At 72.7% G+C, this 13,028-nt stretch carries 12 protein-coding genes and 1 pseudogene; 6 read left to right on the top strand and 7 right to left on the bottom strand.

Annotated elements, in window-relative coordinates:
- Window positions 1–183: pseudogene (locus tag ABEA87_RS40935) on the top strand (hypothetical protein); the annotation flags it as partial.
- A gap of 212 nt (window positions 184–395) precedes the next feature.
- Here ABEA87_RS40935 and ABEA87_RS40930 read toward each other — a convergent pair.
- Together ABEA87_RS40930 and ABEA87_RS40925 are read right to left on the bottom strand one after the other, a co-directional pair.
- The gene (locus ABEA87_RS40930) at window positions 396–1,235 is read right to left on the bottom strand and encodes a hypothetical protein (RefSeq protein ID WP_345639168.1); all 840 of its coding nucleotides are present in this window, start codon (window positions 1,233–1,235) and stop codon (window positions 396–398) included.
- Between the two features lie 124 nt (window positions 1,236–1,359).
- The gene (locus ABEA87_RS40925) at window positions 1,360–2,277 is read right to left on the bottom strand and encodes an aminoglycoside phosphotransferase family protein (protein WP_345639167.1); all 918 of its coding nucleotides are present in this window, start codon (window positions 2,275–2,277) and stop codon (window positions 1,360–1,362) included.
- 181 nt (window positions 2,278–2,458) lie between these two features.
- Between ABEA87_RS40925 and ABEA87_RS40920 the strand changes: the two genes are divergently transcribed.
- Entirely contained in the window at window positions 2,459–4,060 is a 1,602-nt protein-coding gene (locus ABEA87_RS40920) for a phytoene desaturase family protein (RefSeq protein WP_345639166.1), read from the top strand.
- A 21-nt stretch (window positions 4,061–4,081) separates the two neighbouring features.
- Here the strand turns inward: ABEA87_RS40920 and ABEA87_RS40915 are convergent, their stop codons facing one another.
- Window positions 4,082–4,504: a PPOX class F420-dependent oxidoreductase gene (locus ABEA87_RS40915; protein ID WP_345639165.1), complete on the bottom strand. Its 423-nt coding sequence runs from the start codon at window positions 4,502–4,504 to the stop codon at window positions 4,082–4,084.
- Window positions 4,505–4,783: 279 nt separating this feature from the next.
- On the opposite strand from ABEA87_RS40915, the gene ABEA87_RS40910 reads away from it, so the two are divergent.
- From ABEA87_RS40910 to ABEA87_RS40900, 3 genes are all read left to right on the top strand, one after another.
- On the top strand, window positions 4,784–5,782 hold the full coding sequence (locus tag ABEA87_RS40910) for an undecaprenyl-diphosphate phosphatase (protein WP_345639164.1): 999 nt from the start codon (window positions 4,784–4,786) through the stop codon (window positions 5,780–5,782).
- Window positions 5,783–5,884: 102 nt separating this feature from the next.
- Window positions 5,885–6,283, top strand: a complete 399-nt coding sequence (locus ABEA87_RS40905) for a BlaI/MecI/CopY family transcriptional regulator (protein ID WP_345639163.1) — start codon at window positions 5,885–5,887, stop codon at window positions 6,281–6,283.
- On the top strand, window positions 6,283–7,191 hold the full coding sequence (locus ABEA87_RS40900; RefSeq protein WP_345639162.1) for a M56 family metallopeptidase: 909 nt from the start codon (window positions 6,283–6,285) through the stop codon (window positions 7,189–7,191). The genes ABEA87_RS40905 and ABEA87_RS40900 overlap by 1 nt, the downstream gene beginning before the upstream one ends.
- Before the next feature lie 86 nt (window positions 7,192–7,277).
- On the opposite strand, the gene ABEA87_RS40895 is transcribed toward ABEA87_RS40900, so the two are convergent.
- The gene (locus tag ABEA87_RS40895; RefSeq protein WP_345639161.1) at window positions 7,278–9,329 is read right to left on the bottom strand and encodes an acyl-CoA dehydrogenase family protein; all 2,052 of its coding nucleotides are present in this window, start codon (window positions 9,327–9,329) and stop codon (window positions 7,278–7,280) included.
- 158 nt (window positions 9,330–9,487) lie between these two features.
- On the opposite strand from ABEA87_RS40895, the gene ABEA87_RS40890 reads away from it, so the two are divergent.
- Window positions 9,488–10,150 (top strand): HAD family hydrolase, encoded by a 663-nt coding sequence (locus ABEA87_RS40890; protein ID WP_345639160.1) that lies wholly within the window; start codon window positions 9,488–9,490, stop codon window positions 10,148–10,150.
- An 88-nt stretch (window positions 10,151–10,238) separates the two neighbouring features.
- Here the strand turns inward: ABEA87_RS40890 and ABEA87_RS40885 are convergent, their stop codons facing one another.
- From ABEA87_RS40885 to ABEA87_RS40875, 3 genes are all read right to left on the bottom strand, one after another.
- Window positions 10,239–11,003 carry a class I SAM-dependent methyltransferase gene (locus ABEA87_RS40885; protein ID WP_345639159.1) on the bottom strand — a complete coding sequence of 255 codons (765 nt, stop codon included), beginning with the start codon at window positions 11,001–11,003 and terminating at the stop codon, window positions 10,239–10,241.
- Between the two features lie 144 nt (window positions 11,004–11,147).
- A complete protein-coding gene (locus ABEA87_RS40880) occupies window positions 11,148–12,080 on the bottom strand; it encodes an NAD(P)/FAD-dependent oxidoreductase (RefSeq protein WP_345639158.1) in 933 nt (310 codons plus the stop codon).
- Between the two features lie 511 nt (window positions 12,081–12,591).
- The gene (locus ABEA87_RS40875; protein WP_345639157.1) at window positions 12,592–12,966 is read right to left on the bottom strand and encodes a cupin domain-containing protein; all 375 of its coding nucleotides are present in this window, start codon (window positions 12,964–12,966) and stop codon (window positions 12,592–12,594) included.
- Window positions 12,967–13,028 lie beyond the last annotated feature (62 nt).

Below are 13,028 nucleotides of genomic sequence, written 5' to 3'. Positions count from 1 at the left end.
GCCTACCGCAGGCTCCGCATCATCTCCGGCGTCATGGTCGCCGCGATCACCGTCATCATCACCCTGCCCGGCACCTTCCCCCTCTGGATGAAACTCGAACAGGGCACCTGCGGACTACTGCTGCTCGCCGTCGTGGCACTGGTCAACGGCCGGACGCTGCGCTCCCAGTTCGCCTCCGCGTGAACCACCAGCACCCCCGAACCTCACCAGCACCAATGGACGGGGGCCGTCTGCCGCTCGTAGGCAGCGGCCCTTCACCATGCCGCCCCGGCGTCACCGCCGCCGCCACCCGCGGCACCCGCGTGATCGATCGATCAGCATTGCGGCTTGCGCTCTCCGTCTTTCACGTAACCGACCGAATAGATCGCGCGGCTACATCGGGGGAAGCGGCTTCGTCAGGAGGACAGGGTCGGCCCATATCCGAGCGACTGCCAGCCGGGCCATCGCCAACCGTCGACCTCAGGCCAGCCCTTCAGAAGGCCGACGGAGAGTACGCCACCGAATGCCACGGTCCCCTCGTGGGACGCGTAGGCAATCCAGTCGTGACGTTCATCGGTCCAGAAGCCCTCCAGTCCGGTGTATCGCGGGGCGAAAATCTCGGCATCCAGTTGGTAGTCGGCGCCGTCCTCAAGCAACTCGACCACCCGCGGGCGGCCCAACTCCCGCAGCACCCGGCGGACCTGGTCGACGCCGTCGTCCGCCCACATCGATTCCCCGGTCAGCACCAGGACGTCCGGCGGAACGGAACCGCTCAGCAACGGGTACCACCAGCCGTCCCGGACGCCCCATCGCCGCGTCAGCGACGTCCGCCAGTCCGATGACTCCTCGGGCGTCAGCACGCGCCGATAGGGGACCGGCTCGGTCTGGAAATCGGGCTGCGTCCGCCAACGCTCCACCTGTGCGGCGAACAGCCGGCGCTCATCGGCCATGGCCCGTGCCTGGGTCTCGTCGTCCGGAGGTCTGGTGAACGGCGAGTCCGCGCTCTCGGCGGCCGCGAGCATCATGCTGGCCACTCCGCTGACGCCGGGGAGCCGGTCAGGATCGAGCCGCTCAACCTCTACGAGCATGGCGTCCACGATGTTGTAGCGGGGGAAAATCTGCTTCGCTTCGGTGCTGTACCGGTACCCATCGGCTTGACGGCCACCGTTGGGCAGCTGGCTGTACTCCCTCTGGAGTTCCTCGTATCGCGTCGTCAGATAGCGGCGTGTCGCCCAGTGCAACGTCGCGGAATCCACCCAACCATCCTCTCGGTCAGTTTCCGCACCGAACCTGTCAGCTGACGGCTACGTGTTCTACCGTCATCGCGGCAACAGCGGATGAAGACCCGATATCTTCGGGTGGGCACGCCCCAGCCGTGGGCTATCCGGCGAACGCGAGTACCAGTCGTCGGCAACGCCGGGGGTCTTCGGTGAGCCCCGCGTCGAGCCCCCAGAGCCAGTAGTCGACGGCACGGAAGCGGACCCAGTCTCGACCTCGGTCCCGGTCTGTTCGGGACGCCGCCACCGCCGCGTCGAAGTGCTCGACAATGTCTTCCTCGTCGCGCATCTCGTCGACGCGAGTCCAGAGCACTCGAGCGAGATCGAAGGCGATGTCGCCGCGCATCAGCACGGGGTCGACGGTCAGCCAGGGTTCCCTGCTGCCTCGAAGCACCTGCGCCGAGTGCAGATCCCCGTTCACCGCGAGCGTCGAATCGCACTCACACAACCGTGATCCAGCCTCGATCGCCCGCCGCAGGAACCGCTCATCGAACGGGCGGCCCAGCCGGCGCCAATCCGCCTCCAGCGTGATCATCCGGTCGGCCACGACCGTGGTGGTGCTGGGCACGTCGGTCGGTGCCGTGACCGCCAGCCGCCGCATCATCGCGCCGAGGACCACCATCGCCTCGCGGGCCGGTACGTTCAGCAACGAACCCGCGATCTCCAGCCGCTCCAACAGCAGCGCGCCGGCATCCTCGTCGACGTCGATCAGCCGCACGGTGCCGCGCCCATCCCAGAATCGCAGGGCCGACGCCTGCTCAGCCACCTCCGTCCCCGGCGGCGTCACCCGTAGGACGAACCTCGAACCGTCCCGGCGAACCGGTATCACCAGGGCGTTCGAGCCATGCACGGGATCCCCGGTGATGCTCAGGCGCCACCGTGAACACATCGAACGAACGATGTCCGGCAGCTGCTCCAACCACAACGATCCCTCACGCCACCAACGAGGCATCTCCAGGAACGACCGCGGCACCTGAATGCCGATCGGTTGCCCGTGGGGGTCGACTCCCGCCTCATCCATCTACGCGCCCCGCCGCCGCGTCGGACCGCCGGTGGATGCTCGCCATGCCGCACATGCTGGCACACCGCCGACCCCTCCCCCAGCCGTCGCCCCGCCGAGCCACCCGGCGGCTCGGCGGGGTGAGCGGTCGCGGAGCGGGCACCCAGGTTGTCCCGCGACCGGCCCGGGGTACGCTCGCCGGATGACCGGGGGCCATGACGTCGCCGACGCGGTCGTGATCGGGTCGGGACCCAACGGGCTGGTCGCCGCCAACCTGCTGGCCGACGCCGGTTGGGACGTGCTGGTTCTGGAGGCCGCCGCCACCCCTGGTGGCGGGGCGCGTACCGCCGAGCTGACCGCGCCCGGCTTCCGCAACGACCTGTGCAGCGCCTTCTACCCGCTGACCAACGGCCCCGCGCCGCTGGCCGGGCTCGGCCTGACCGAGTACGGGCTGAGCTGGGAGCACGCTCCGGCGGTGCTGGCCCACGTCGCGCCGGACCTGCCGGCCGCGGTGCTGTTCCGGGACGCGGAGCGCACCGCGGAGTCGGTGGAGCGGTTCGCGGCCGGGGACGGCCGGCGGTGGCTGGAGTTCTACCGGAGCTGGCTGCCGGTCTCCGATGAGCTGCTGCGCGTGATGTTCACGCCGTTCCCGCCGGTGCGGCCGATGGCGGCGCTGCTGCGCCGGGCCGGGGTGGCCCGCGCGCTGCGGCTGGCCCGGTCCTTCACGCTGCCGGTGGCGCGGCTGGGCGCGGAGGAGTTCTCCGGACAGGGGGCCAGGCTGCTGCTGGCCGGCTGCGCGCTGCACACCGACGTCGGCCCGTCCGACGCGGCCAGCGGCGGGTACGGGTGGCTGCTGACCATGCTCGGCCAGCAGTACGGCTTCCCGGTGCCCCGCGGCGGCGCGGGGGCGCTGACCGACGCGCTGGTGGCCCGGCTGCGCGGCCGGGGCGGCGCGGTGCTGTGCGGCGAGACGGCCGAACGGATTGTGGTGGGGCACGGCCGCGCGCTGGGCGTGGGTACGGCCGGGGGGCACTGGTACCGGGCCCGGCGGGCGGTGCTGGCCGACGTCGGGGCGGCGGCGCTCTACCTCGACCTGGTGCCGGCCGACGCGCTGCCGGAGCGGCTACGCGAGGACCTACGCAGGATGGTCATGGACGGCGCGACGGTCAAGGTGGACTGGGCGCTGTCCCGGCCGGTGCCGTGGTCCGATCCGGAGGTGTCCGGAGCGGGGACGGTACACCTGGGCGCCGACCTGCCGGGGATGCACCGGTACGCGGCGAGCCTGGCGTCCGGCTCGGTACCGGAGGAGCCGTTCATGATCTGCGGCCAGATGACCACGTGCGACCCGAGCCGGTCCCCGGCGGGTACCGAGTCGCTCTGGGCGTACACCCACCTGCCGCAGCGGCCCGAGTGGCCGCGCACCGCGGTCGAGGACGTGGCCGCGCGGATGGAGGCGCAGCTCGAGCGGTACGCGCCGGGCTTCGGCGCCTCGGTGCTGGCCCGGCACGTGGCCGGCCCGGCGGAGCTGGAGGCGGAGAACCCGAACCTGGTGGGCGGCGCCCTCGGCGGCGGTACGGCCGCGGTGTTCCAGCAGTTGGTGCTGCGTCCGGTGCCGGGGCTGGGCCGGGCGGACACCCCGGTCGACCGGCTGTACCTGGCCAGCGCGGCGGCGCATCCCGGTCCGGGGGTGCATGGCGGCCCCGGGGCGAACGCGGCCCGGGCGGCGTTGGCCAGGGACCGCCTGGGCGGCGGCTACGCGGCGACGGTCCGGGCCGCGAACCGGCTGGTCTACGGCCGACCGTGAACCCGGGCCGCGCCGTGGCGGCTACTCGTTCTTGATGACCTCTCCGCCGTTGACGGTGACGAAGGATTCGGGTCGGATGGTCACGACGACGCGCTGCGGAGCATCGTGGATCTCGTACACGTTGTGGTATCGCTCCTGCAACGTCCGGTAGAACGACGCCTTCTCGTCGTCGGCCTCCACGCTCTCGACGACCCCCCGGATCTCCAGAAACCGGTACGGGTCGTCGGGGTCGGCGATGGACAGCGACACCCGCGGCTCGGATTGGAGGTTCTGGAACTTCTGCCGGCTCTTCTTGTGCGTCATGCGAATCCGCTGGCCGTCCCAGACGAACCACATGACGTTGCTCTGCGGAGCACCGTCGGGACGGACGGTGGCCAGGTGCGCGAACAGCGGGCGGTCGAGAAGGTCGAGATGGCTCTGCGGGGGCGTGGAATCGGTTGCCATGACCCAAGTCTTACCCGACCCGGCCTCTCCCGACGCGGCAATCCCCCGCCGCCGCACCGCACGCCACCCGACCGCTGCCCTCCGCGACACCGGCCGCCAGCCGGAGCGTCGCCCGGCCGCCACCCCGAGCGCATCGGCGGGCCGACTGAGGTGCCGCTGAGGTGCCGCTGAGGAGGGAACCGCTACCCTACAAATTGTAGGGTTATGCTCCTGACCTGGTGAAGGCCGGTCCGGTCTGGGTCGGTCAAGGGACAAGAAGGCACGAAGGGGGACAGTCCGGTGAGTGGTCACCTGACCTTTGTCGAGGCGATCGTGGTGGGCGCCCTCCAGGGTGCCTCGGAACTGTTCCCGGTCTCCAGCCTGGGGCACAGCGTGCTGTTGCCGGCGCTGGTCGGCGGTAGTTGGGCCAGGGATCTCGACGTGGCCGCGCCGGAGTCGCCGTACCTGGCGTTCATCGTCGGGCTGCACGTGGCCACCGCGCTGGCCCTGATCCTGTACTTCTGGCGGGACTGGGTGCGGATCATCACCGGCCTGTTCACCTCGATCCGGTACCGCCGGGTCAGCAACGCCGACGAGCGCCTCGCCTGGATGATCATCATTGCCACCATCCCGGTCGGGATCGCCGGGCTGGCCCTGGAGCACCCCTTCCGGACGGTGCTGGGCCGGCCCGTCCCGGCCGCGATCTTCCTGATCATCAACGGCTGCATCCTGTACGGCGCCGAACGACTGCGCCGCCGATCCGCCGCCGCGACCGCGGCGCAGCCCGCACCGGCACTGGTGAACCGGGCCGGCGCCGGCGCGGTCTTTGCCTCGGCGTCCGCGCCGGCCCAGCACGGCTCCGTCACGGAGGGCTCCGTCACGGAGGGCTCTGAGGCGATCGCGTCGGACGCCCGGGTGGCGTCCCGCGGCTTCGGGCAGACCACCCTGATCGGGGCCGCGCAGATCCTCGCGCTGCTGCCCGGCATCAGCCGCTCGGGCGTGACCATGGCCACCGGGCTGTGGCGCGGGCTGTCCCACGAGGACGCGGCGCGCTTCGCGTTCCTGCTGGCCACCCCGGTCATCCTGGCGGCCGGCGCGCTCAAGGTGCCGGACCTGTTCGGGCCGCTCGGCAACGGGATCCACGGCCAGGTGCTCGCCGGCAGTGCCGCCTCGTTCGTCTGCGCGTACCTGGCGGTGCGCTACCTGACCCGGTACTTCGAGACCCGGACGTTGACCCCGTTCGCCATCTACTGCGCCGCCGCCGGGGTGGCGAGCCTGGCCTGGCTCGGGCTGCGCTGACCGGCAGCCCGGATGGGGCGGCCGGTCGAGGGGTACACCCGAGGGGCGGTGGCTCGGGTCGACCGTGCGCCGTAGGCTGGCCGGAGCCTGGAAGGAGTGCTGATGGCGAAGCACGCGGACGACCGAGGGGTCGGCGCCGCCCCGGCACCGCGTCGGGGCGCCGGTGAGCTGGAGGCCGAGGTACTCGGCGCGCTCTGGGCGGGCGGCGGCCCGCTGACCCCCACCCAACTGCTCGGCGCGCTGGGCGGCGAGCTGGCGTACAACACCGTGCACACGATCTTGACCCGGCTGCGCGAGAAAGGCCTCGTTGTCCGGACCACCCTGGACGGCCACCCGGCCTACGCCCCGGCGCAGGGTGCCGCCGAGTGGTCGGCGGGCCAGATGCGCGCGGTGCTGGAGCGGGGCGCGGACCGCACGGCGATCCTCCACCGGTTCGTCAGTTCGCTCGACCCGGCCGACGAACGGGCGCTGCGGGCGGCGCTGAGCGAAGATTCGCCGTAATGAGGATCGCCGTCTACATCCCGATCGTCGCGGCACTGATCTTCGCGGTCGCGCTGCCGCGCCTGGCCGTGCGCAGGATGACGCCGGCCGTCGGGGCGTGGACGCTGACCGTCGGCGCGGCGCTGTGCGCGGTCGCCACCACCTGGTCGCTCGGGCTGCTGGCCGCCACCCTGGCCGACGACCTGCTGCCCGACAACTACCCGAATCTCGGGGTGATCGACGACCCCACCCCGGTCAACGACCTGGTCGCCCTCGCCGCCGTCGGGCTGCTCATCGCCGGCTGCGTGCGGCTGGCCATCAACCTGCGCCGCCGGTACACGGTCCATCGCGACCTGCGGCGACTCTGCGGGGACAGCCTCGACGGGCTGGTGGTGCTGGCCGATTCCACGCCACAGGCCTTCGCGGTACCGGGTCGGGGTGGGCACATCGTGGTGAGCAGCGGCATGTTCGCGGCGCTGAGCGGGCCGGAGCGCCGGGTGCTCATCGCCCACGAGCGGGCGCACCTCGCCGCCGGGCACCACTGGCACACCGGCATCGTGCGCGCCGCCGCCTCGGTCACTCCCCTGCTGCACCCGCTGGCCGGCACCTCCCGGTACCTGTGCGAGCGGTGGGCGGACGAGGCCGCCGCGCGCACGGTCGGCGACCGCCGGCTGGCCGCCACCTCGCTGGCCCGGGCCGCGCTCGCCGCCGCCGGTGCCGGTGCCCCGAGCCCACCGGCCGAGTTGGGCTATCACGGCGCCGGGGTCGGCGCCCGGGTCGCCGCGCTGCAGGCCCCGCCGGCCCGGTCCCGCCACGTCGCCGTGCTGGCCCTGGCCGGGCTCGCCGCGGTGGCGGTGACCGCGGACGTGCATGCCACCGGCGACTTCCTGCACGCCATGCTGCCGTTCCTGCACGACAGCGGCCGATAGGGCGGACGAGTCAGCGCGCGAGAACGGCCAACCCGGCCGCGGCTCTCGTCGTCCCACTGGGGTCGCGGTGACCCGCGCAAGAATGGCTAGGCCGGGCGGGGCAGGCCGAGACCGCGGGCGATCAGGCCGCACTGCACATCGTTGGTACCGCCGCCGACCACGTACATGATGGACAGCCGCAGCCCGTACTCGAAGACCCCGGACAGCGCCGCCTCCGGCCCGAGCATCTCCAGCACCGCCTCCCCGAAGTCCTCGGCGAGCTCCCCGGCCAGCACCGCGGCCATCGGCGCCTCCAGCCGGCCACCGGCGCCGCGCTCGATCGCCTCCCCCGCGGCGACCACCAGCGCCCGGGTCGCCTGCACCCGGACCGCCAGCCCGGCCAGCCGTTCGCGGGCCGCGCCGCCCCGTGGCCCCAGGACCGCGACCGGGTCCGGCCGGGCCGCGGCGACGAGGTCGTCGAGCTGGCGGTGCAGGGCCGCCGCGATGCCCGCCATCACCACCCGCTCGCCGGACAGCGCATCGGTGATCACCGCCCAGCCGCCATTGACCGCGCCGACCCTGGCCGTGTCCGGCACCCGCACGCCGTCGTAGGTGACCGTGCACGAGGTCTCGCCGGACAGCGCCCGGTGCCGGGTCAGCGTGATGCCGGGCGTGTCCATCGGCACCAGGAACACGGTGATGCCGGCGTGCGGCGGGCTGGCCTCCGGGTCGGTGCGGGTGGCCAGCCAGACGTAGTTGGCCAGGTGCGCACCGGTGGTCCAGACCTTCTGCCCGTCGATGATCCAGCCCGGCGAGTCCGGGTCGCGCCGGGCCCGGGTGCGCAGCGAGGCCAGGTCCGAACCCGCCTCCGGCTCGCTGTACCCGAGGCAGAAACGCAGCCGGCCCTGCCGGATCAGCGGCAGGAAGGCGGCCCGCTGCTCGGCCGTACCGTGCCGGTCGATGGCGTTGCCCAGCATGGTGGTGGCGGCCAGCGCGGCATTGGCGGGCAGCCGCCGGTACCCGACCTCCTCCTGCAGCACCAGCTGTCCCGCCGGGCCCAGCTCCAGGTACCCGTGCTCGGCCAGCAGGCGCACCAGCTCGGGATCGTCGTCCAACGCCTCACCGGTGCGCTCCCCGCCCCGGTACCCGCTGAGCAGCTCACGCAGCCGACCACGCATCTCATCCACTGTGGACACAGTGGGCAGGCCGGCGGTCGACTCCACCAGGACGTCGGCCACTGTCCCCGCCGCCCGGGGAAATTCGGCGAGCCGGGTCACGTCGGCGTGTACCCGGCGGAACAGCCACGGCGCGTCGTGCTCCTCGAAGTACCCGGTGGCGGCGAGCGTGTGGTGCGCGCCCAACTGCACGCGGGGCGCGGCGGCGCGGGCGTGATGGGTCGCGATCTCGGCGGCCAGCCGCCAGTCGCCGGCACCCGATTCACACCGGCGCACGGCGTCCGCGATCAGCAGGTTGCCGGCGGACAGTTCGATCTGGCACCGCGCGATGCGCCCGGCGACCGCGCCGAAGGCGCCGACCGGCCGGCCGAACTGCCGCCTCAGCTTGGCGTGCTCGACGGCCAGTTGGTGAGCGCGCTCGGCGGCGGCCAGCGCCCGGGTGGCCAGGCCCAGCCGCATCAGGACGAGCGCGTCGTCCACCCCGGACGCATCAACCTCCACAGTGGACGTCTGGGGCCCGAGGGTGAGCTCGCACCAGGCCGGTGCGGCCAGACCGGGCGTGGGTCGCGCCGCGAGGATCGGGCGCAGCCGGGCGGTACCGCCGGGCGCCGGCAACGCGAGCAGGTGGGTGGCCGCGGTGCCGGCCTCGGCGTACCGCACCGTGTCGGTGCCGCCGTCCAGCGCCACCAGGACCCGCCCGGCCCGGCCCGGAGGCGTCGCGTCGTCGCCCAGGATGGCGCCGGCCACGTAGCCGTCCACGATCGGCAGCGGGCAGGCGACCCGGCCACACTCCCGCACCGCCGCGAGCGCGGCGGCCAGCGCGCGCTGGGGCCCCAGCTCGAACCAGCCGTGCGCCACGGCCGCGTCCCAGACCTCCCCGACCGCCCCCGTCTCGGCGGCACGGGCGCCGGGCCAGAGCTTGCCGAGGACCCCACGCACCGAGTCGGCGAAGGCGGCGACCTCGGAGCCCGTCATGGTGACCATCGCCCGACGATAGGTTGGCCGGCCCGGCGCGGCAATGCCGTCGCCGCGCCCCGGCCGACCCGAGCCGGCCTCCGGTTGACCCGGACGGCGCGGGGAGGAGGGGGCCCGGTCCGCGCCGGCCGCGGCCGTGCCACCATGGCAAGCATGGGAGGTAGCTCATGATCCAGGCTGTCGTATTCGACCTCGACGGCATCCTCATCGACTCCGAACCGGTGTGGGAGGAGGTCCGGCGCGCCTATGTCGACCGCAACGGCGGCCAGTGGCAGCCGGACAGCCAGTCCCGGCTGATGGGCATGAGCACGTCCGAGTGGGCCCGGTACCTGTCCGGCGACCTCGGGGTCGGCAAGGATCCCGCGGTAGTGGCCGAGGAGGTCATCGCCGAGATGGGCCGGCGGTACGAGGTCGACCTGCCGCTGATGCCCGGCGCGGTGGACACGGTGTACCGGATGGGCGACGGGTACCGTCGCGCCCTGGCCAGTTCGTCGCCGCGCTCGCTCATCGACCGGGTACTGGACAGCGCCGAGCTGACCCAGGCGTTCGAGGTCACCATCTCCACCGAGGAGGTGGCCCGGGGCAAGCCCGAGCCGGACGTGTACCTCGCCATCGCCGATCGGCTGCGACTGGGGCCCGAGGCCTGTATCGCGGTCGAGGACTCCAGCAACGGGCTGCGCTCGGCCTCGGCCGCCGGCATGGCGGTCATCGCGATCCCGCACCCGTCCTATCCGCCCCAGTTCGACGCGCTGGCGCTGGCCGACCTGACGCTGGACAACCTGAGCGAGCTCACCATGGAGCGGATCTCGTCGGTGCCCGAGCGGGACTGAGCGAAGCTACCGGGACCTCCGTCAGGCGCTCACCGCGCGGACGATCTTGCCGGTGGCGTGTCCGGTCTGGGCCGGCTCATGGGCCCGGCTAACCGGCGATCAGCAGTCGGTAGCCATAGTCCATGGCGTCCCGGCTCAGCAGCTCGGCGTGACGACGCTGCCAGGCACCCGAGGCCAGATCCGCGCGCAGCCGCGCCACCGCCGGCTCGACGACGGAGTCCGGAAGCAGGGCGAAGGTGGAACTCGCCCGCCGGATGACGGGGTCGAGGTAGCACTCCGGGCGCCGCCAGAAGGCGATCTGGAACCCGTCCGTGAAGTCGTGCGGAATGGCGAACGGAACGACCGTGTGGGCACCCAGCGCCTCCACGACCTCGGACAGCGGGGTGACCCGGGCCTGTTCGAGCCGCCGGATCTCCGGGAAGTACTCCTCGATCGCCCAAAGCTCCGGCCGGTGCCCCGGGTCCCAGGTGAAGACGACCTGTCGACGCGAGACCCGCCGCAGTTCGCTCAGTCCACGGCGCGGGTCGGGCCAGTGGTGCACCGTCATCACCGCCATCGCGGCGTCGAACACACCGTCCGCGAAGGGCAACCGCTCCGCACCGGCCAGGACTTTCCGCTGGCCGGGGTGCTGGTCGAGCATGACTCGCGAGGGATCCACCGCGGTGACGTTCATCCCCGTGGGTTCGTAGGAGCCAGCCCCCGCTCCCACGTTGACCACCTCGCGTGCCCCGCCCAATGCCTCCCGGATCACGGCGGCCAGGCGCGGATCCGGTTGCCGCACCGCGCGGTAGCCGATGCCGATGCGATCGTAGGTCGCCGTCGCCGAACTGTGCTGGCCAGCAGAAGCAGTCATGCTTCCGATCCCATCAGAGTCGAACACTGCGCGCAGTCCCGTCCGGTGCGTCGCGCAGCCCGGACGTTGTCTCACCGCGCTGGACTGGCCGATGCCTTCACTGTGGCGGCCGACGCCTCCCGCCGCAAGGCGATGGTGACGTCGTCACTGGCGCAGGGCGGCCGTGACGTCCTCGTCGAGCAGGACCGCGTGTACGTCGGTGGCGACCGTGCTGGCGTGGCCGGCGGCGCCGATGGCCAGCAGCGCCGGGATGGCCGTCGTTCCGGCCGCCCACACCCCCGGCACGCTCGTCCGCCCGGTCGCGTCGGTCTCGGCGGCACCCGCGCCGGCCCCGACGAGCCGGCAGCCGAGCCGGGCGGCCAGGTCGCTCTGCTGGTGCTGGCGGGTGACCACGAACAACGCGCGCCGCTCGATCCGCTCCCCGCCGGGCAGCACCACATCGATCGCGTCCGGCCGCGTTTCGACGCCAGCCACCCGCTCGGTGCGCACCCGCACCCCTGCGGCGGCCAGCCGAGTCAGGTCCTCGGCGCCGAGGTCGTCCCCGTCGGTGAACAGCAGCACGTCGTCGCTCCAGCGGCTCAGCAGCAGCGCCCGCGCGACCCCACGCTCCGGGAGCCCGCGCATGCCGAGCTGGGCCAGCGGGCGGTCGCGGACCTCCCAGCCGTGGCAGTGCGGGCAGGCGACGACCTGATCGCCCCAGCCCTCCGCCACCCCCGGCACGTCCGGCAACTCGTCGGTCAGCCCGGTGGCCAGCACGATCGCCCGCGAGGACCACCGATCGCCGCCGCCGGTCAGGACGTCGAACCGGGGGAAGTCGCCCGCACTCGGCTTGATCTCCTCGACCCGATCGGTCACGAGGGTGACGTCGTAGGGCGCGAGCATCTCCCGGGCCGACGCCAGAAGGCCCGCCGGCGTGATCGACGGCTGCCCAAGGAAGTTGTGCACGTGCCGCGCCGGGCCGTTGCGCGGCCGGCCGTCGTCGACGACCACCACCCGCCGCCGTGCCCGTCCCAGCGTCAGCGCCGCCTGCAGGCCGGCCAGGCTTCCGCCCACGATCACCACATCGCCGTCACTCACCCGGCGAGCATGTCTCGGTTCACCAGAATGTGGAACACTCGTCCTGAATTCTGGGACTCCTCGCGGAGTTCGCGCAGGTGGTCAGCCCCTCCGCCTCACATCAAGGCGATGGCCAGGATGATGCCGACGATGATCAGGGCTACCACCACCACCCAGATCTGTGCGCCCTTGGCGGTTCGCGAAGCCACTGCCCACACCCCCGTGGCCGAGTCCGTCCCCGGCATGTCGCGCCGTCCGGGACGCCACGCCGGCCCGGACCTCTCACCGCCGATACCCGATCTTCGGTGAGACATGCCGGCTACCAACAGAGCGCGCACCGCGGCACCAAACGGCACGCCCGCAACCCGATCTGCCCCACCTCGCGGAGTGACCCGCCTGCGGTAGTCGCCGAACCCGAGCCCGGCCGAAGACACAGCCGGTTCTCCACCGCGCGAAGCCCGATTCGCCCAGTTGCTAATTAGCCGATCGGGCGGCGCCCGCCGGAGCCGTGGTGCGCCGGCGGGCGGCTCGGTCAGTGCGCCCAGGGCAGTTCGCGGCGCTGCGGGGTGTCCGGCGTGGACGCGGTGCCTCCGACCGGCATGCACACCAGCGCCTCGGCCGGCCCCTGCGCCACCCGGACCTGCCGGGTCACCCCGGCCGGCAGGATGGCGGCCTGACCGGCACCGACCGTGGTGACCTGGCCGTCGATGGTGATGGCGAAGGCTCCGGTGATCGGCATCCACACCTGCTCGCGGTCGATCTCGTGGACCGGCCCCTCGTTCGCCTGCTCCATCCGCACCCGCCAGGTACTCAGCTCCGCGCTGCCCTGACTGGGGCCCGCGAGGGCGAACACCTCGCCGCCCGGGGTCCTGATGGTGCGCTCCTCGGTCACGCTGACCACGCGCATGGCTCCTCCTCAAGTCAAGTAGCTTTACTCGACACTGAGTAAAGCTACTTGACTCATCCGTG

Source organism: Rugosimonospora acidiphila, from assembly GCF_039543385.1.
Taxonomy (GTDB): Bacteria; Actinomycetota; Actinomycetes; order Mycobacteriales; family Micromonosporaceae; genus Rugosimonospora; species Rugosimonospora acidiphila.
This window is presented reverse-complemented; position numbering and strand designations above follow the sequence as displayed.

Bases quoted from the DNA above. Each gene is read 5' to 3' on its own strand.
- ABEA87_RS40925 (WP_345639167.1), bottom strand. From the start codon at position 2,277: ATGGATGAGGCGGGAGTCGACCCCCACGGGCAACCGATCGGCATTCAG.
- ABEA87_RS40920 (WP_345639166.1), top strand. From the start codon at position 2,459: ATGACCGGGGGCCATGACGTCGCCGACGCGGTCGTGATCGGGTCGGGA.
- ABEA87_RS40915 (WP_345639165.1), bottom strand. From the start codon at position 4,504: ATGGCAACCGATTCCACGCCCCCGCAGAGCCATCTCGACCTTCTCGAC.
- ABEA87_RS40905 (WP_345639163.1), top strand. From the start codon at position 5,885: ATGGCGAAGCACGCGGACGACCGAGGGGTCGGCGCCGCCCCGGCACCG.
- ABEA87_RS40900 (WP_345639162.1), top strand. From the start codon at position 6,283: ATGAGGATCGCCGTCTACATCCCGATCGTCGCGGCACTGATCTTCGCG.
- ABEA87_RS40895 (WP_345639161.1), bottom strand. From the start codon at position 9,329: ATGGTCACCATGACGGGCTCCGAGGTCGCCGCCTTCGCCGACTCGGTG.
- ABEA87_RS40890 (WP_345639160.1), top strand. From the start codon at position 9,488: ATGATCCAGGCTGTCGTATTCGACCTCGACGGCATCCTCATCGACTCC.
- ABEA87_RS40885 (WP_345639159.1), bottom strand. From the start codon at position 11,003: ATGACTGCTTCTGCTGGCCAGCACAGTTCGGCGACGGCGACCTACGAT.
- ABEA87_RS40875 (WP_345639157.1), bottom strand. From the start codon at position 12,966: ATGCGCGTGGTCAGCGTGACCGAGGAGCGCACCATCAGGACCCCGGGC.